The organism is Vibrio profundi, from assembly GCF_005281835.1.
Lineage (GTDB): Bacteria > Pseudomonadota > Gammaproteobacteria > Enterobacterales > Vibrionaceae > Vibrio > Vibrio profundi.
The window spans coordinates 188,305-206,975 of the sequence record NZ_RZIS01000006.1; the positions used below are offsets into that span (position 1 = coordinate 188,305).

The 18,671-nt window shown below is 44.1% G+C and carries 14 protein-coding genes; 6 read left to right on the top strand and 8 right to left on the bottom strand.

The features are described from left to right. Nucleotides 1–170: 170 nt before the first annotated feature. From leuO to ELZ11_RS15970, 6 genes are all read right to left on the bottom strand, one after another. Nucleotides 171–1,130, bottom strand: a complete 960-nt coding sequence (leuO, locus tag ELZ11_RS15945) for a transcriptional regulator LeuO (RefSeq protein ID WP_137358408.1) — start codon at nucleotides 1,128–1,130, stop codon at nucleotides 171–173. 345 nt (nucleotides 1,131–1,475) lie between these two features. Then, the gene (locus tag ELZ11_RS15950; RefSeq protein WP_137358409.1) at nucleotides 1,476–2,540 is read right to left on the bottom strand and encodes an MJ1255/VC2487 family glycosyltransferase; all 1,065 of its coding nucleotides are present in this window, start codon (nucleotides 2,538–2,540) and stop codon (nucleotides 1,476–1,478) included. A 9-nt stretch (nucleotides 2,541–2,549) separates the two neighbouring features. Then, a complete protein-coding gene (locus tag ELZ11_RS15955; RefSeq protein WP_137358410.1) occupies nucleotides 2,550–3,074 on the bottom strand; it encodes a phosphatase PAP2 family protein in 525 nt (174 codons plus the stop codon). A 171-nt stretch (nucleotides 3,075–3,245) separates the two neighbouring features. Continuing rightward, nucleotides 3,246–6,353: an efflux RND transporter permease subunit gene (locus ELZ11_RS15960; protein WP_137358411.1), complete on the bottom strand. Its 3,108-nt coding sequence runs from the start codon at nucleotides 6,351–6,353 to the stop codon at nucleotides 3,246–3,248. Further along, the gene (locus tag ELZ11_RS15965; protein ID WP_137358412.1) at nucleotides 6,350–7,660 is read right to left on the bottom strand and encodes an efflux RND transporter periplasmic adaptor subunit; all 1,311 of its coding nucleotides are present in this window, start codon (nucleotides 7,658–7,660) and stop codon (nucleotides 6,350–6,352) included. The genes ELZ11_RS15960 and ELZ11_RS15965 overlap by 4 nt, the downstream gene beginning before the upstream one ends. Further along, nucleotides 7,657–8,319, bottom strand: coding sequence for a TetR/AcrR family transcriptional regulator (locus ELZ11_RS15970; RefSeq protein ID WP_137358413.1), 663 nt, complete (start codon nucleotides 8,317–8,319; stop codon nucleotides 7,657–7,659). The genes ELZ11_RS15965 and ELZ11_RS15970 overlap by 4 nt, the downstream gene beginning before the upstream one ends. Nucleotides 8,320–8,886: 567 nt before the next feature. Here ELZ11_RS15970 and leuA point away from each other — a divergent pair. The 5 genes from leuA to ELZ11_RS16000 all read left to right on the top strand — a co-directional run bounded on the left by leuA (nucleotide 8,887) and on the right by ELZ11_RS16000 (nucleotide 14,672). After that, nucleotides 8,887–10,434 (top strand): 2-isopropylmalate synthase, encoded by a 1,548-nt coding sequence (gene leuA, locus ELZ11_RS15980; protein ID WP_137358414.1) that lies wholly within the window; start codon nucleotides 8,887–8,889, stop codon nucleotides 10,432–10,434. A gap of 98 nt (nucleotides 10,435–10,532) precedes the next feature. Further along, nucleotides 10,533–11,624 carry a 3-isopropylmalate dehydrogenase gene (gene leuB / locus ELZ11_RS15985; protein WP_004740807.1) on the top strand — a complete coding sequence of 364 codons (1,092 nt, stop codon included), beginning with the start codon at nucleotides 10,533–10,535 and terminating at the stop codon, nucleotides 11,622–11,624. 111 nt (nucleotides 11,625–11,735) lie between these two features. After that, on the top strand, nucleotides 11,736–13,148 hold the full coding sequence (gene leuC / locus ELZ11_RS15990; protein WP_137358415.1) for a 3-isopropylmalate dehydratase large subunit: 1,413 nt from the start codon (nucleotides 11,736–11,738) through the stop codon (nucleotides 13,146–13,148). Nucleotides 13,149–13,162: 14 nt separating this feature from the next. Then, nucleotides 13,163–13,765: a 3-isopropylmalate dehydratase small subunit gene (gene leuD, locus ELZ11_RS15995; protein WP_004740809.1), complete on the top strand. Its 603-nt coding sequence runs from the start codon at nucleotides 13,163–13,165 to the stop codon at nucleotides 13,763–13,765. Nucleotides 13,766–13,889: 124 nt separating this feature from the next. Further along, nucleotides 13,890–14,672: a DUF547 domain-containing protein gene (locus ELZ11_RS16000; RefSeq protein WP_137358416.1), complete on the top strand. Its 783-nt coding sequence runs from the start codon at nucleotides 13,890–13,892 to the stop codon at nucleotides 14,670–14,672. A gap of 46 nt (nucleotides 14,673–14,718) precedes the next feature. Here the strand turns inward: ELZ11_RS16000 and ELZ11_RS16005 are convergent, their stop codons facing one another. Further along, nucleotides 14,719–15,264 (bottom strand): DUF924 family protein, encoded by a 546-nt coding sequence (locus tag ELZ11_RS16005; RefSeq protein WP_137358417.1) that lies wholly within the window; start codon nucleotides 15,262–15,264, stop codon nucleotides 14,719–14,721. A gap of 31 nt (nucleotides 15,265–15,295) precedes the next feature. Further along, the gene (djlA, locus tag ELZ11_RS16010; protein ID WP_137358418.1) at nucleotides 15,296–16,150 is read right to left on the bottom strand and encodes a co-chaperone DjlA; all 855 of its coding nucleotides are present in this window, start codon (nucleotides 16,148–16,150) and stop codon (nucleotides 15,296–15,298) included. Between the two features lie 148 nt (nucleotides 16,151–16,298). Between djlA and lptD the strand changes: the two genes are divergently transcribed. Beyond that, nucleotides 16,299–18,641 (top strand): LPS assembly protein LptD, encoded by a 2,343-nt coding sequence (gene lptD / locus ELZ11_RS16015; protein WP_137358419.1) that lies wholly within the window; start codon nucleotides 16,299–16,301, stop codon nucleotides 18,639–18,641. The last annotated feature ends 30 nt before the right edge of the window (nucleotides 18,642–18,671 follow it).

An 18,671-nucleotide genomic window follows, 5' to 3' on the forward strand; every position in this document is an offset into this window, starting at 1 on the left:
TTACACCTGTAAGCTTTTTTGAGCGCACAAGTGTACCTTTGGGACTCAAAAAGGCAACTGATGAACGTCAAAGTTCTCTGTTTTAGTGAGTTTTTACTCAAATAATTACCAACAAAAAGCCCCAAGTTATGCAAGATAACTTGGGGCTCAATAACAGATGTAGCTTAAGGTTACGCTAGTGCAACCACTTCGCCACAGATCATCATTAGTTGATCTCGTAACCAAATGTGACCTTTGTCTTTTTCACTTGATTCGTGCCAGCTTAGGAAGCCTGAAATAGCAGCGTTATCAAATGGGAAATCTAGAACTTGAAGCTGGTCTTTATTCGCTGCATTTTCTACCATCCAACGAGGAGCGATAGTCACCAACTCAGATTGGCCTACAACATATAGAACGTTACTTAGGCTTGTGCCTTCGTAGTACGCTTGGCAATCGAGTTCACGATAAGCTTGCTCAGAGAAGCTACGCTGACCGTGGATCTTAGACAGTTTTGCATGCTTCTCGTTTAGTAGATCTGCTGCAGTTACGTCACCATCAATGCGAGGGTGAGACTTAGATGCCACAACCACTAGCTCATCTTGGAAGATTTCAGTGCTTGAGAAACCTTGCTCATCGAAACGAGCGTAGTCGATCACGAAATCAATTTCTTGATAACGCATGCGCTCTGAAAGCTGACGGTCAAATTCCGCGTCCATGTGCAATTGAACATTTGGCGCTTGAGTGTTGATCGTAGACATGATTTTTGGAGCAAAACGCATGTCACATGGGCTGCAAATCGCTAGTTTAAATAGACGAGATGAAGTCTCTGGTGAGAATACTGAGCTTGGAAGTTCGTTACGAACAAGCTGTAGTGCTTGGCGGATCGGGCCAAACAGTTGACGAGCGCGCTGCGTTGGTTGAATACCACGACCTTGACGCATAAATAGTTCGTCGTTAAACATCACTTTTAGGCGAGCAACAGCGTTACTAACTGCTGGCTGAGACATACCTAAGTTATGTGCTGCTCGAGTAATATTTTGCTCTTGCATTACCGCATCAAACACAGTTAATAGGTTTAAATCTACTCCACGTAATGTGCTTTCCATTCTGTAACTTGCAATCGCACTCATCGCATCTTTTTTATCTAACATTAGGTCGCCTCTTGTTGGTCTCGACAGCTTTAATTTGTAATTAGGTTGGAATAGATAACCGTTCTTTCTAATATTTATGTGCTCGATATGTTTGAGCTGGTATCTACTATTAACCAATCATTCGCCTGTCACCAACAAGATTGATAATTAATAATGTAATTTTACCTCATTTATTAATATCTAATTTAAAAACATACACTTATATAATTATAAAAAATCATAAAATGGATTATTTTATGATTTCAAAATCCCATATTATTACGCTAAATGTTTTGGTTACATTTGTTACAATTTATTGAATTGATGAATTAATGAAAGCCACAAAGCAAAAGCCTCATTGATACTTCATGAGATTGTTGCATAACTAGGGAAGTCCGCTTTGCCCCATAACTGCTTTCTCAATTCATCATGATCATGCCATTCTCCCGCCAAAACCCACTCAACAATCGCACTAGCAACATCAGGGTAAGTGACCATTTCAGCCTGTTGCTCGTCGAGCCATGAACGCAGTGCTGAAGGGTCTAAAAAGGCCATCATTTGCGCTAGCCCTAACGCCTCTAATGTTGCGACATTACTTTGTTGTTCAAACTGGCCATCGAGTGGTTTCAGTAACAATTTTTTGCCTAGTGTCAGCGCTTCAGACGGCAGTTCAAAACCTCCGTTCGCGACCACGCCTGAACATAGATGCAAATCGGTTTGAAAGCGTTCATGGCTTAAAGGTTTGAAGACAGTGTTTTCAACGGTGTGTTGCTCGATGATTTCGGGGTGGTAACAAATGAAGCGATGAGAAGTGAACTTCATCAATAGCTCACTGATTTCTTGCGTATCTTCAAAGGGTAAATACACTAAGGTGAAATCATTCGACATTGCCATTTGAGAATTCAGTTCATGGGATGCAATCGTGTGGACAATCGGCGGCAGTATTGGTTGATCAAAATGATACCAATGGAGCCCCAAACATTGCTCAGTCGGAGAAAAATAACGGATCACGCCATGATCAATCCAACTACAGCCTTTTTTAGGAACGGAATAACGGAAAGCACTTTGGTGACTGATACCAATGCAAGGTACATTTTGCTGTTTCGCCGCCCATGCACTCACTGGTTCGAAATCATTCAACACCAAGTCATACTCACTTAAGTCCAGTTGCTTTACTTCTTTATGGAACTGCCAAAGGCTATTGTTGAGTACAGTTTTGAGATAGTTAACCTGACCTTGCTCACTGTAAAAGGTTAAGCCGCGACGAGTTTGATAATCGCCAAACTCATCCATGGAAAAATACTTGCTTTGTTCACGCCCCGAGAATAAGAAATCAACATCGATGTTCTGCTTTCGAAACGCTACCGCCATCGCACGTGCTCTTGCAATGTGGCCATTTCCAGTCCCTTGTACGCCATACAAAATCTTCATCATCAATCCCTATAACACGCCATTAATTGCCAAGTTGGCGCACGCAACGCCAAGTGCTGCACCAATCAAAACATCCGTTAAAAAATGCACCCCTAATAAAATTCGTGCGCAGCCTATCGCACTCGCCCAAACCAAACAGAACGGATACAAACTTGGATAAAAATGGCCGATTAACGTCGCCATTAAAAACGCAGCAGCGGTATGCCCAGAAGGCAAACTGTATTTATCTGAAGGCGTAATATGAGAGTGAAGCAGAGTTGAAAACTCAGAAGGACGGCGCCTTTTGAGCGTATTTTTGGCTAACCAGTAGATTGGCAGTTCTAAAGCAAAAGCGGCCAGCCCTGCTAATAAAAATTGACCACCAGCTTGCTGGTCAATAAACAATGCAGCCACGGCCAACAAGACGTACAAATGCCCGTCACCAGTATGTGAAACCGCCTTACTAATCGCGGCGCTTTGCTGACTGTATCGGCTACGAAGACAAAATAGAGAGAATGCCACATCCCAGCGGACAATAGGCTCGATGGTACGCATACGACCTTCCTTAAAATTCCTTTATTAAGTTAGGCTCACGTTATGCGTCGTAAATGACAATTGAGTGACGATTGTGCGGAGGTAAAATGAACTTTGAATATGCCGCTTTTTACTCGTTGATAACAAAAGAAAAGCGACACAAGGTCGCTTTTCTTATCTTGCTGATATTGATTACGCCGTCAAAGGCTCATGCTTCTTCACCAACCCAAAGTCCGCCAATATGGCGTAGGCCGCTGGGATCATAAACAGCACTAAAAGTGTTGAAGCAAAAATACCAAACACAATTGATATCACCAACGGCTGAATGACTTGAGCCTGTAAACTGGTTTCAAGCAACAACGGTAATAAGCCCGCGGCAGTGGTCATCGAAGTTAAAAATACGGCGCGAAAACGCTCTCGGCTCGCTTTTACAACAGAGTCATGTACCGAATCACCTTCATCCACATGATGGCGAATGTATTGCACCAGCAAGATCGAGTCATTCACAACAATACCAGCCAGTGACACAAAGCCCATCATGCTTGGCATACTTAAAGAGTGGCCTAATAACCAGTGACCAAATACCACCCCGATAAAGGCCAGCGGTATTGCAAGCATCACTACTGCTGGCTCTAAATAGCTGCGGAACTGATAGCTTAAGATGGCAAACACTCCAAACAAACCAAGCAAGAAGCCTTTACCCATTGAAGCCCCAGTTTTCGCTGCATCTTTTGCTTCACCTTCAAAATCGAAGCGCAGGCCAGGGTATTTCTTGAGAAGCTCAGGCGCTTTTTCTTGTTGGAACTTAGCCAAGATCGCTGAAGAACTGACTTTGGTATTATCGGTATCTCCAAATACACTGATGGTTCTTAAACCATCGATACGCTGGATGCGCACGTAGTTACGCTGAAAATCTAAGGTAGCTAACGTCGCTAATGGAATTTGATATCCTTCTGGCGTAATAATTGGGAAGTTCGCCAGTTGTTGTAAATCCCCAGCCTGCACTTTATCTAGGCGAACTTCGATAGCAATGTTTTCAACACCCAACTGTATCTCATCGGCCGTTTGGCCAAAGAAAGCAGCACGAAGTTGAGACGCTATCATTTGCCCATTAACGCCATAGGTCTCAGCACCAGAGCGCAACTTCACTAAAACTTCTTCTTTACCCATTCGCATGTCATCGAGCACCCCATGAACACCTTCAAACTCATTGAGGTAGTTTTGAATGTCTATTGATGCTGATTTGAGTTCGTCGAGATCGTCGTGTTTAACCCTGATCTCAATTGCACGGCCACCCGGCCCTAAAGTCGGCTGCTTAAACACTAAGGAAATAGGATCGGCCAATTCACCAATGTCTTCTCGCCACGCATCAACGAACTCATCAATTAAGGTATTTCGTGATTCAGCGCCGAGTAAGTCCAAACGAACAGTGGCAAGGTGTGGCCCTGACTCGTTTGCATCCGCATTCACATTGAACTGACTGGTAATGTGTTGTACCAGTTCACGGCCACCTTCCACTTCCTCACTCCACTGCACATTCAGTTTTTGTGCAGACGCCACGATTTGCTCTACTACTTTTTCAGTTTGTGAAAGCGATGCACCCGGTGGAAGAATGATTCTTGCCTCTGCGATATCACCATCTAGCTCTGGGAAAGGTTGAAATTTCACAACGCCACCCGCGATCAAAGATACCGAGATAAGCAACAGCGCGATCACGCCTCCCATAAAGGCATAGCGAAAGCTTACGACTTTTTCGACCGCATTCATCAAAGTGGTGTTACGAAAGTTCTCAAATTTTTCCAGCAATACCACTTTAAAGCGCAGTGCCTGTTTTTCTTTTTTCTCTTTGTGTAGCGAATGTGCCAAGTGATTTGGCAATATCAAAAAGGCTTCAACCAAGCTCAGCGATAAGACTAAGATCAGCACCTGCGGTACTGCTTTTAATACCGCGCCCATTTCCCCATCGAGAAACAACAAGCTACCGAAGATACATACTGTGGTCAGAAACGACGACAATACACCGGGGAATACTTTGCGCACTCCGTTATACACCGCATCGTCTACGCTTTGCCCCCTATCCAAGTGAGAAGCGATGGATTCAGCGATCACGATCGCATCGTCCATCATGATACCAATCGCCATCAACAGGCCGACTAACGACATGATGTTGATCGATAGGCCAAGGTTCGCCATTAGGAACAGTCCGCCAAGGAAAGCGACGGGCAAACCAGCCGCCACCCAGAAGGAGTAACGTAAACTGAAGAACAGCCACATAGTAGCGAATACGAGGACAATCCCTTGCCAGCCATTACTTACCATCATAGTCAAACGATCCCACAGTACTGAGGACAGATCGTTGGTCAGTTGTAATGTCACGCCATCTGGTGCCACTTCTCGCTGATCTTCAACAAACTGGGTCACGCGTTCTTTGATACGCAGCGCATCGTCTTCTTTATTCTTACTGATCTTAAGTAAGGCTGAAGGCTTGCCGTCAAACAGTACCTTTTGTTCATCCAACTCAAAACGATCGGTAATTTTGGCAATATCACGTAAACGGATCACAGAGCCATTTGGCGCAGAGCCGACAACGATACTTTCGAGTTCAAGAGGAGTGACACGCCTTTCATCAAAACGAATTAAAAAGTTTTTGTCTGGCGTTTCGACATTACCACTGGGTAACTTTATGTTCTGACGACCAATTTGATCGGCTATGTCACCAACACTTAACCCCAATTGACGGATCGCTTGGCTATCTAATTCCACTCGGTATTGGTGATCAGAAAAGCCACTTACTTCAACCAGCGAGACTCCGTAATCGAGCTTCATGATCCGCTTGAGATCTTCTGCATAAGACTTTAGTTCTGGCCAAGTCGTATTCGCCGTGATCGCCACATCGACCACCGGCTCGTTCCAATCCAACTCTTGAACGATTGGAGATTCAATTTCTGATGGGAAATCATTAATAGAATTGATCTGAGTTTGAACATCCACCAGCATACGCCCGATGTCCGCTTTCTCATTCAACTTCAAGATCAGTCGTGCGCTGCCTTCAATGGCTTCACACTGTGTTTCTTCAATATTAGCTAACCCATCGACCGCATCTTCCATACGAATACATAAGCTTTCTTCCACCTCTTGAGGCGATGCTCCCGGGTATACCACGCCTGCCATAATGTACGGCGGATCGTATTCAGGAAAAGTTTCTCGCTTAATCGTTGGTAGCGAAACTAAACCCATGATCAGCAGCGCCAACATCAATAAATTGGCGGCTGTCGGATGCCTAGAGAAGAATTGGATCATGATGGATTCTCCTCTTTATCAGATTCACGCAGCAACATGCCTTCTATAGCTGGTAAAAGATCATTCAAAATCAGCTTATCGCCCTGTTCTAATTCACCATCAATGATCACTTGATTGTCTCGACGGTACAGCACAGTGACAGGTTTGATGAGCAAGCGGCTTTGATCATCGACTAGATAGATTTTGTCACCATGCAGCGCACGCTCTGGGATCACCCAACTTGGGTTAGCTTGACCTTCTATTTCAGCTTGAATAAACATACCGTTCACCAACGGCGGTACACTGCTAGGTTTGAGCTGAGCATAATCTTGGGCAATTTCAAGAATCACTCCAGCCGTCGCTTGGTTCTCATCCACAGTTTCACTAATGCGAGCAACTTTCGCAGACCAAGTGGCATGTAAAGTTCCGCTATTAAGCCCAATACTGGCTTTAATATTGGCCATATCTGGGCGAGGCATGCCCGAATCATCGCGTGTAAAATCACTTAAGCTCGACGCCAGCACTTGCATGTCGTGAATAGAAAGCTGAGCCTCAACTTCCATGACATCAATACCGTGCCCAACGAACATGGTCTGCTGTAGGTTTACAACTTGGTTTTGTTCAATATCCACTTGAGCGATACGCATTGCTTGCGGCAAGGTAATCGACGTTTTTTCCAAAGAGCGCTGCGCTTCTTGCACCTTAGAGACATTCACCTTGACTACGGCTTCCGCGACACGCTTTTCATCTGGCATCAAACCAATTTGGTTTTCTATATCTAAAACCAATTTCTGCTGAGACAAAGTGTTTTGCTGCTGTTGGTCGACATCCGACTGAGATGTCAGCCCTTTCTTGCGCAAGTTCAGCTTTCGCTCCAACTCTTTATTGCTGATTGATAAGCGATTTTTCTCAATTTTCAAAGTTTGCTTAAGATTGTGTTCTTCTTGAGTTAATTTCGCTAGCGAGGTTTGGCTCGATTTCAGGTCAGCCTGAGCTTGAACCAGCTTAAGTTCATAGTCGAGAGGGTCGATACGAAGCACTTCGGTACCCGCTGCAAGAATTTGGCCTTTGTTCAACGAAGGGTGTCGATAAACTACTTTGCCCGTGACTTCTGCAATGGCCTTCCATTCAACCTTAGGCGTTACTTTGCCAAAACCAATCGCTTTTGGTGCCATGGCTTTTAGCTCCAAAGGCATGACATCCACTAACCTAGCTCGGTCTCCAGCGGGTTTAGTCGGTAAGTCTGGACGTAAGTTAATCGCAGCCACTAAGCTCAACACTCCAACAGCCAATGCCGGAAAAAATAAGAGTTTTCGATTTAATTTCATTGTTCTATTTCCTGATGGGTCTCAGACGTTGGGACATTGACAAATCCTTCTGTCATTAGCTGAATATTGTGTTCGATTAATCGGTTTAAAAAAGCTTCGTTTAGTTCAATGCCATGTAGCGCCAATAATGGAGGAGGAGCAATAAATGGGAAAACCATCAGGCTCATGTAAGAGACACGACATAAGCGCGGATCCATACCTTGCTTAATCACGCCTTGGTCCATCAATTTTTCGAAAATCACATCCTGGGCAGGCTTAGTAACATCGATAAACACCTTTTCAAGTAGTTCTCTTTGCACTTCGGAAGGAGGCATATTCATGACTTGCGCAATCAAACGAGGAAACTTAGGAACTTTCACCATTTCTTTATAATAGGTTCGCATCAAATCGAGAAAGTTTTCATGGCTACTCTCTTGCACCAGCTTTTGCATTTGCAGCTGCATCGGCCGTAACGTTTCACGGAGCATTTCCTCAAACAATCCCGCTTTATTACCAAAGTAATAGCGAATCATCGCGATATTGACCCCTGCTCGCTCTGCGATTAAACGAGTAGAGACTTTGTCATACGGTTGCACAACAAAAAGATCTCGGGCGTTCTGGATCAATAACGCCCTGACATCTAAGCTTTGCTGAGGTCGCCCGGCTTTACGCGCTGTCATCCTGCGTACCTTACTTAAGAATTAATCATTTGATTAATTATAGAGGCAAATTCCGACAATCAGCAGAACATTAATTACTCACTATTTAATCATTTGATTAATTAATTTTTACTCGTACTGTTTTTACCCGTTATTCGTTCTATTAAAAAGAATTACTACAAAGTTTTAACCTAAACATACGATAGACGATAAACTTCCTCGCCACACAACAAGGAAAAACCAAAATATATAACCATAAAAACCAGAATTAACAGCATAAACAAAATGAATTTTCCTCCTCACAGCCTCTATATTGGATTTTCTTGTTTGACGGCCTAAATAAATTGCGGTAAATATGGTGTTAACAGTTTATTTACGGATATTTGTGCAATGACATTTTCTTCAACTCGACTTCTAAAGCTCCTCCTTATCGTGACCAGATCGCGTGGGTAGCTTGTGGGTGAAGAACCGCACAAATATTAAAACCCGCGCTTAGCGGGTTTTTTTGTAACTAGCACTAATTAAAGAACATCATTCTCAATAATATTTTGGAAGCAATCGATTAATAATCGACATAAGGAAGCACCTATGAACGATCAAGTGATAATTTTCGACACCACATTGCGTGATGGCGAGCAAGCGTTATCTGCAAGCCTAACGGTTAAGGAAAAATTGCAAATTGCGTATGCACTTGAGCGACTGGGTGTGGACGTAATCGAAGCGGGCTTTCCTGTTTCTTCTCCAGGTGATTTCGAATCCGTTCAAACTATCGCGAAACACATTAAGAACAGCCGTATTTGTGGCCTTTCTCGTGCCGTTGCGAAAGATATCGATGCTGCAGCAGAAGCGCTAAAAGTCGCAGAAGCGTTCCGTATCCACACCTTTATATCAACGTCTACCGTTCACGTACAAGATAAGCTTCGCCGTAGTTATGATGATGTTGTTGAGATGGGTGTAAAAGCGGTTAAACACGCTCGTAAATACACGGATGATGTTGAGTTCTCTTGCGAAGACGCAGGTCGTACACCTATCGATAACCTATGTCGCATGGTCGAATCCGCTATCGATGCGGGTGCGAAAACCATCAATATTCCAGACACGGTAGGCTACACAGTACCAAACGAGTTTGGTGGCATTATCCAAACACTATTCAACCGTGTTCCAAACATCGACAAAGCAATTATCTCAGTGCACTGCCATGATGACCTTGGTATGTCGGTAGCGAACTCTATCGCCGCTGTTCAAGCGGGTGCGCGTCAAATTGAAGGTACAATCAATGGTATTGGTGAGCGCGCGGGTAACTGTTCTTTAGAAGAAATCGCCATGATCATCAAAACTCGTCAAGAGTTACTTGGTGTTCATACTGGCCTTAAACACGAAGAAATTCACCGCACCAGTAAATTGGTTAGCCAGCTTTGTAATATGCCGATTCAAGACAACAAGGCAATTGTGGGCGCTAACGCATTTAGCCACTCTTCAGGCATTCACCAAGATGGCATGCTAAAGAACAAAAACACTTACGAGATCATGACTCCTGAGTCTATTGGCTTGAAAAACAAGGCATTGAACCTAACCAGTCGCTCTGGCCGTGCTGCTGTTAAGAGCCACATGGACGCGATGGGTTATAAAGAAGACGAGTACAGCCTAGATGCATTGTATGAAGATTTCTTGAAACTGGCTGACCGTAAAGGCCAAGTATTCGATTACGACCTAGAAGCGTTAATGCACTTCGCAAACCTACGCGAAGAAGACGACTTCTATAAACTTAACTACCTAAGCGTGCAATCTGGTAGTGTTATGTCTACTACTAGCATTAAGCTGCAATGTGGTGATGAAGAGCAATGTGAAGCCGCAGTCGGTAATGGCCCTGTAGACGCACTTTACCAATGTATTTATCGCCTAACTGGATACGAAATTGCGCTAGATAAATTCGACCTTACCGCAAAAGGCGAAGGTGAAGATGGTCTAGGTCAAGCAGATATCATTGCTAACTATAAAGGTCGTAAATACCACGGTACGGGCGTTTCAACCGACATCGTTGAAGCTTCAGGTCAGGCGCTATTGCACGTAATCAATAGCATTCACCGTGCAGACCAAATTGCAGAAATTAAGCAAAAGAAAGTCGCCACCGTTTAAGCAACCAATAACAGCGCCCTAGAGCCACGTTATTGGCTTTAGGGACAGAAAATTTAAACGAGCCAAAAGTGCTCAGTAACAAGAATTAAAGGATTAACATGACTGATAAATCATACAAAATTGCCGTACTACCTGGTGATGGCATTGGCCCAGAAGTAATGCAGCAAGCACATAAGGTGCTAGACGCGATCGAAAAGAAGCATGCGATTAGCTTCTCTCGCGAAGAGTATGATGTTGGTGGTATTGCAATTGATAACCACGGTTGCCCACTACCAGAGTCTACAGTGAAAGGTTGTGAAGAGTCTGACGCAGTACTTTTCGGCTCAGTTGGTGGTCCTAAGTGGGAACACCTTCCACCAAATGACCAACCTGAGCGTGGTGCCCTACTTCCTCTACGTAAACACTTCCAACTGTTCTGTAACCTACGTCCTGCGCAAATTCACAAGGGTTTAGAGTCTTTCTCTCCACTTCGTGCGGATATCTCTGAGCGCGGTTTTGACATTGTGGTAGTACGTGAGCTAACTGGCGGTATCTACTTCGGCCAACCTAAAGGTCGTGAAGGCGAAGGCGCAACGGAAAAAGCGTTTGATACCGAGGTTTACCACCGCTACGAAATAGAACGTATCGCAAAGATTGCTTTTGAATCTGCACGTCTACGTAACAAAAACGTTTACTCCATTGATAAAGCGAACGTTCTACAAAGTTCTATCTTATGGCGCGAAGTTGTCGAAGAGATCGCAAAAGACTACCCAGATGTCACGCTAAACCATATGTACATCGACAACGCGACCATGCAGCTAATCAAAGACCCATCTCAGTTTGACGTAATGCTATGTTCAAACATCTTCGGCGACATCATTTCTGATGAGTGCGCAATGATCACGGGCTCTATGGGTATGCTTCCTTCTGCAAGCTTGAACGAAAGCAACTTCGGCCTATACGAACCAGCAGGCGGCAGCGCACCAGACATCGCAGGTAAGAACATCGCAAACCCTGTTGCGCAGATTCTTTCTGCAGCGCTAATGCTTCGTTACAGCCTAGGCGAAGAAGCGGCAGCACAAGATATTGAAACAGCGGTATCTAAAGCACTTTCAGCAGGCGAGCTAACAGCTGACCTTGCAGGCGACAAACAAGCGCTAACCACCTCTGAAATGGGTGACAAGATTGCAGAGTACATCTTAGCTTCATAAGCATAACGCTCTAAAGCAAGTACATAAGAATAATATCCAGCCAAGTCATCCAAAGTGCGTGACTTGGCTAGAAACAAACACTGGGACTGATGCTCCCAAGGAAGAAAAGCTATGTCGACAAACCAGCAAGCCAAAACCTTATACGAAAAAGTTTACGACGCGCACGTTGCAGTAGCAGCGGAAGGCGAAAACCCGATTCTTTATATCGACCGTCACCTAGTTCACGAAGTAACCTCACCTCAAGCCTTTGATGGCCTGCGTGAAAAAGGCCGTAAAGTTCGCCAAGTAGGTAAGACTTTCGCGACCATGGATCACAACGTATCAACCCAAACCAAAGACATTAATGCTTCTGGCGAGATGGCGCGTATCCAAATGGAAACGCTATCAAAAAACTGTGAAGAGTTTGGTGTAACGCTTTACGACCTAAACCACAAATACCAAGGTATTGTGCACGTAATGGGCCCTGAACTAGGTATCACTCTGCCGGGTATGACTATCGTTTGTGGTGACTCGCACACTGCAACACACGGTGCATTTGGTTCTCTTGCATTCGGTATCGGTACTTCAGAAGTTGAGCACGTTCTAGCAACCCAAACGCTAAAACAGGCTCGTGCTAAAACCATGAAGATCGAAGTAAAAGGCAAGGTTGCTCCAGGCATCACTGCCAAAGATATCGTGCTGGCGATCATCGGTAAAACAACAGCAGCTGGCGGTACTGGCTACGTGGTTGAATTCTGTGGTGAGGCGATTACCGACCTTACTATGGAAGGCCGCATGACGGTATGTAACATGGCTATCGAGTTGGGCGCTAAAGCAGGTCTAATTGCACCGGATGAAACCACCTACGAATACATCAAAGGCCGTAAGTTCTCTCCAGAGGGTGAAGAGTTTGAAGCAGCCGTTGAATACTGGAACACACTAAAAACCGATGCTGACGCAGAGTTTGATGCTGTAGTCACTCTAGAAGCCGCAGACATCAAGCCACAAGTGACTTGGGGTACTAACCCTGGTCAGGTAATTTCTGTTGATGCACCTATCCCTGCACCAGAAAGCTTCGCAGACCCTGTTGAAAAAGCATCGGCTGAAAAAGCACTGGCATACATGGGCTTAGAAGCGGGTAAATCTCTATCAGATTACAACGTGGATAAAGTGTTTGTTGGTTCTTGTACTAACTCTCGTATCGAAGACATGCGTGCAGCCGCTGCAGTTGCGAAAGGTCGCCAAGTTGCAAAACATGTACAAGCGCTTATCGTTCCGGGCTCTGAGCAAGTAAAAGCGCAAGCTGAAGCTGAAGGCCTAGATGTTATCTTCAAAGAAGCCGGTTTTGAGTGGCGCCTACCGGGTTGTTCTATGTGTCTTGCAATGAACAACGACCGTCTTGGTCCACAAGAGCGCTGTGCGTCTACATCAAACCGTAACTTTGAAGGTCGCCAAGGCCGTGATGGCCGAACGCACCTAGTTAGCCCTGCAATGGCTGCAGCTGCAGCGATCGCTGGCCACTTTGTCGATATTCGTGAACTTTAATTAGAGGATTTAACATGTCAGGTTTTCAACAACACACCGGATTAGTCGTTCCTCTAGATACGGCCAACATCGATACTGATGCGATCATTCCAAAGCAGTTCTTACAGAAAGTGAACCGCATTGGTTTTGGTAAACACTTATTCCATGACTGGCGCTTCCTAGACGACGCGGGCGAACAACCAAACCCAGAATTCGTGATGAACGCACCACGTTACCAAGGCGCTTCAATCCTGCTTGCTCGTGAAAATTTTGGTTGTGGTTCATCTCGTGAGCACGCACCTTGGGCACTTGCTGATTACGGCATTCAAGTGATGATTGCGCCAAGCTTTGCAGACATCTTCTACGGTAACTCAATCAACAACCAAATGGTTCCTGTTCGCCTAACAGATCAAGAAGTGGATGAGATTTTCCAATTCGTAGAAGCAAACGAAGGCGCAGAAGTTACCGTTGATCTAGAAGCAATGAAAGTAAGCGCAAATGGTAAAGAGTACTCGTTTGAGATTGATGAGTTCCGTCGTCATTGCCTACTGAATGGTTTAGACAACATCGGCCTAACGCTGCAGCACGCTGATAAGATTTCTGCGTATGAAGAGAAGATTCCAAGCTTCTTGAAATAGGCACCTCTTCAATTAACTTCAAAGGCTGACACTATGTCAGCCTTTTTTATTTGAAAGATTCTTGCCCCTTATAAGGTCAATTAATGAAGAAGCATTTACGCTCTATTTTGAAGAAGGCTTTTCTATGAAATCATTCGTTTGGTTAACTCTGCTATTGCTACCTTTCAGTGCATTCTCAGCTCCTAAATCTGACTTATGGGCTTATTGGGACCAGCACTCATCTGATAGCACTCAAACTATTTCCCATATTGAATGGCAAAGTTTTTTAAACAAATACCTCATCTCCAAAGGGGAAAACACCTTAATTCGATATTCAAATGTATCTGAAAGCGACAAACAAGCACTCAAAAGCTACATAAAAACTAGTGCTCAGCTTGATCCTTTAGCCTATTCCAAAGCAGAGCAATACGCGTATTGGGTCAACCTTTATAATGCCCTTACTGTCGATTTGATTTTGGACGCCTACCCAATTAAATCAATCACTAAACTTGGCGGGCTATTCAGCTTCGGACCGTGGGGAGACGAGGTAATTAATATTAATGGCAAAGACCTAACGTTAAACGATATCGAACATCGAATTCTAAGGCCCATTTGGAATGACCCTCGTACACATTACGCAGTCAATTGCGCCAGCTTAGGTTGCCCAAACCTACAGTCTCAAGCCTTCACCGCAAATAACACCCAAGCTTTACTTGAACAAGCAGCGCAAGAATTTGTGAATAGTAAGAAAGGCGTCAATATCTCTAATGGAAGGTTAGAGCTCTCTTCTATTTATGAGTGGTTCATTGATGACTTCGGCTCCCAACCGCAACTTCTCCAACATTTGGAAAGTTACCGCAAAGAACCGATTACTTTTAAAGGTAAGATAAAATACGATTACGATTGGTCATTAAACCAAGCTCAATAACAATAAAGGAGGCCTTTGCCTCCTTTATTTTTCTTCAAACAGGGAGCTAAAAGCTCGATCCAGGTTCAGTTAAAAACGCCACTTCTTCTGGCGTCGACTCCCGTCCTAAAATCTCGTTTCTATGTGGATAGCGGCCAAACCGTTCAATAATGACTTTATGTTTAATTTCAAATTCGAGATTGCTTTCTACGCCATTTTCACTGAATAGCTGAACCGCTTGTTCATGAATAACAAGAGATTCACTGTGCATATACGGCATATACAAAAAGCTTCTTTGTTGTACGGATAACTCTTTGTCAAAGCCAGCAGCCACGGCTTCTTGAGCGAGCATAAGTGCCATGGGATCAGCTGAAAAGGCTTTGGGTGTGTTACGACCAATATTGCGAGAGAACTGGTCCAACACAATAATTTCCGCTAATCGACCTTGAGCACTTTTTCGCCATTCAAATAACTCACCTTGAACCGCCGAGTCTAGCAGTAACGAAAATCTATCGATTATCAGTTGATCAACACGCTCCCCTCCCATAAACCAGTCAGCAGGCGTTAACTCTTGAAACCAAAAATCCAAAACATCTTGATAGCCAATATTCATTACGCATTCCTTTTGCTAGGTATAATCGGAGCTACTTAAAACCTTTCACTTTTTTGATTAGGTCATAAGCATTTTGAATTTCCTGCGATTTTTCTTTCGCGACATTCATCATTTCTGGAGGTAAACCTTTTGCCATCAGCTTATCCGGATGGTGCTCGTTCATGAGTTTACGATAAGCACGTTTCACCTCTTTACCTTCTGCATTATCACTCACCCCAAGCACTTTGTATGCATCGGCAACTTGATCGACTTGTGAAGCTTGTTGCCAACCTGAAGATTGCTGCTGCCCTTGCTGTCCGCCAAAGCCACCGCCTTGTTGCTGAAAACGAAACGCCGCTTCTTGCATCTGTAAGCGTTGTTCTAATTGCTGAGAGGAGAACCCTAAGCCACGGGCGATTTTGTGTAGAACATTGCGCTCACTTGGATGTAAATCCCCGTCAGCAAATGCTGCTGATATTTGTAATTCTAAAAAAAACTGCATCAAGTCAAAACGGCCACCTGATGAGATTTTCACTCGCTCTAGCGTTTCTTCAAGCGGGAAGTCAGATTCTTTGCCTGCTCTGAACGCATCTTGCGCAGATTTGCGTAAATTACCATGCAGGCTCATGCGGTCCATCATAGTACTCGCCAATTGAATTTCTTCACGAGTCACTTGGCCTTTAGCCTTTGCCACATGCCCCATTACAGCAAATGCGGCTTTAAAAAACTCTTCTTGACGCTCTGCTTGGCTTGGGCCTCCACCAAATCCTGAACGTTTAAAACCCGCTTGATTCAAACGACGAGCTTTATCGAACTGGTGACCTAAAAACAATCCAAAGATTGAGCCCACAACGCCACCAAATAAGAAGCCAAAAAAGGCACCAAGGATTTTGCCAAATATCTGCATTATATCTTCTCTAGTAATGAATTTTTTCTGTGTTCAGCGGTCTTATAGTGCTGGATGCAATTATTTCCTTTATCATAAGGAAAACAGTTTATTTATTCGGATGATTTCACTCAGCCGATTCTTTCGTGACACAGGATAGTTCAACTTCATGCAATGTTTTTCCCGCACCTTGTTAGCCGCTTCTATTAGCACGGCGTTATACGTGTCGACAACTCAAGCTGAAACTACAAACGATAGTGTGCAGGAAATGCCCTCTATAGATCAATGTTTGATCGAACCTTCTTCAGATAATGAACTGAATGAGCCAGCATTAGTTGAGGCCGATCGATTAGAGGCTATTAACGGCGACAAAGCGAATTACTCTGGTGATGTTAAAGTCACGCAAGGCACTAAAACGATATTGGCTGATAATGTCACCCTGCATCAGCAAGAAAATATCGTCGTTGCAGAAGGTGGAGTGACATTTAATGACGGTCAAGTCAAAGCGGTCTCTGACAAAGTTACCAATAACTTAACCACCAATGAATTCACGCTGGAGAATACCAAGTATCAATTCCTTTGTGAGCCCGGCCGCGGAGATGCTAACTATATAGCGAAAACAGGCAAAGCCGTTTATGAACTTGAAGATGGCTCCATAACCTCTTGCCCTGAAGGTGATAAATCATGGAGGCTCGTAGCGTCGAGTATCACTGTCGATCAAGATGAGGAGCAAGCTACCTTCACTCACCCTCGATTTGAAATTCTTGAAGTCCCTGTATTTTACGTACCTTACCTAACGGTTCCTGTAGGTGATAAGCGTAAAACGGGTTTCCTGTACCCAACGGTTTCGTATGGTTCGAGTGATGGCTTTGAAGCTGAGATTCCTGTTTATTGGAACCTAGCACCAAATTACGACTTAAATACCACTCTCAAACACATGCAACAGCGTGGTAATCAACTCAACAGTGAATTCAGATACTTAACCGAATACGGGCAAGGCAGTATTAAGTCTGAATATTTGCACGAAGATAAAAAATACGAAGACCTCGACAGCCGTTGGGGTGGTCAACTGACATTCAATGGAATCTATCAGCAATCATGGAAGTTTGATATCGACTATTCACGAGTCAGTGATATTGATTACTTTACCGATATTGACTCGTCTATCGGTAGCCGTGAAGACGGACAATTACTCCAATCAGGTAAAGCCTCGTTCCGTTCAGCGAATTGGGATACTTCTATCGAAGTTCGTGATTTCCAAATTTTAACGACTGACGGCAACCAGCCCTATCAATTAATGCCTCAGGTCAAATTCAACTACTACGCACCAACAATACTCGAAGTCATTGAATTCGATATGGTTAGCCATGTTTCCCGCTTTGAAACAGAAGCGGAAGGCAAACCATCTGCTACTCGACTTCACGTTGAGCCTGGCATTACTGTTCCTTTAAGTAACACTTGGGGTACTTGGACTACCGAAGCTCGCTTACTCGGTACCTATTATCAACAAGATCTAACCAATACCAGCTCCGAGTTTAGTGAACTCGAAGAAACTGTTTATAGAACCATTCCTGAGTTTAGAACTCACGCTGGTATTGTACTAGAACGTGATACCACGCTTTTAGATAACTACACTCAGACCTTAGAGCCACAAGTCCAATACTTATATGTGCCAGAGCAAGATCAAAGTAATATAGGCTCATATGATACTACGCTATTGCAAACTGACTACTACGGTCTGTTTCGAAGTAGAAAGTTCAGTGGCGTAGATCAAGTCGCCGCCGCAAACCAAATCAGCTATGGTGCTTCGTCTCGTTTTTTCGATGACAATTATAAAGAGCGCCTAAACATCTCTTTCGGCCAAATTTTCTTTATCGACAAAGATACTAAATCCCCCAATATCGGGGCCAGTGATAGCGAATCGCAATCGAACTATTCGTCTTGGGCAGTAGAAGCTGACTTCAACTACGATGATTACCTTTTCTACCACGGTGGCGTTCAATACGATATCGACTCAGGCCAAATGCAGTTAGCCAACAGTACGCTGGAATACAAACTGAATAAAGGTTTTATCCAGGCGAACTACCGCTTCGTAACTAAGGAATACATTGAAGATACAGTTGGTGAAAGTATTGAGGATCTTGACTCCATTACACGTGATGGTATTTCCCAGGCAGGGCTATTAGGTGGCTATCAATTTTCACCGAAATGGGCAGCAAGTGCGCAATACTTCTATGACATGAATGAAGATATTCATATCGAATGGCAAACCAATGTTCGATACACCTCGGATTGTTGGTATTTCGGTGTGAGTTACAGCAATCAGCTACGTAACTGGACCGGAGATGGTTACAGCGACATCAACGCTGATCCTGTGTACGAAAACAACTTCAGCGTCAACTTTGGCATTGTAGGTTTTGGCACCAACTTAGGCTCAGGCTCTGATTCTGTTGATTTAGACAGCGGCGATAACTCGCTTGGTTATGGCCGCCCGTTCTTCTTAAATAACTAATTTTTATCATTTACTGATTCACTACCATCG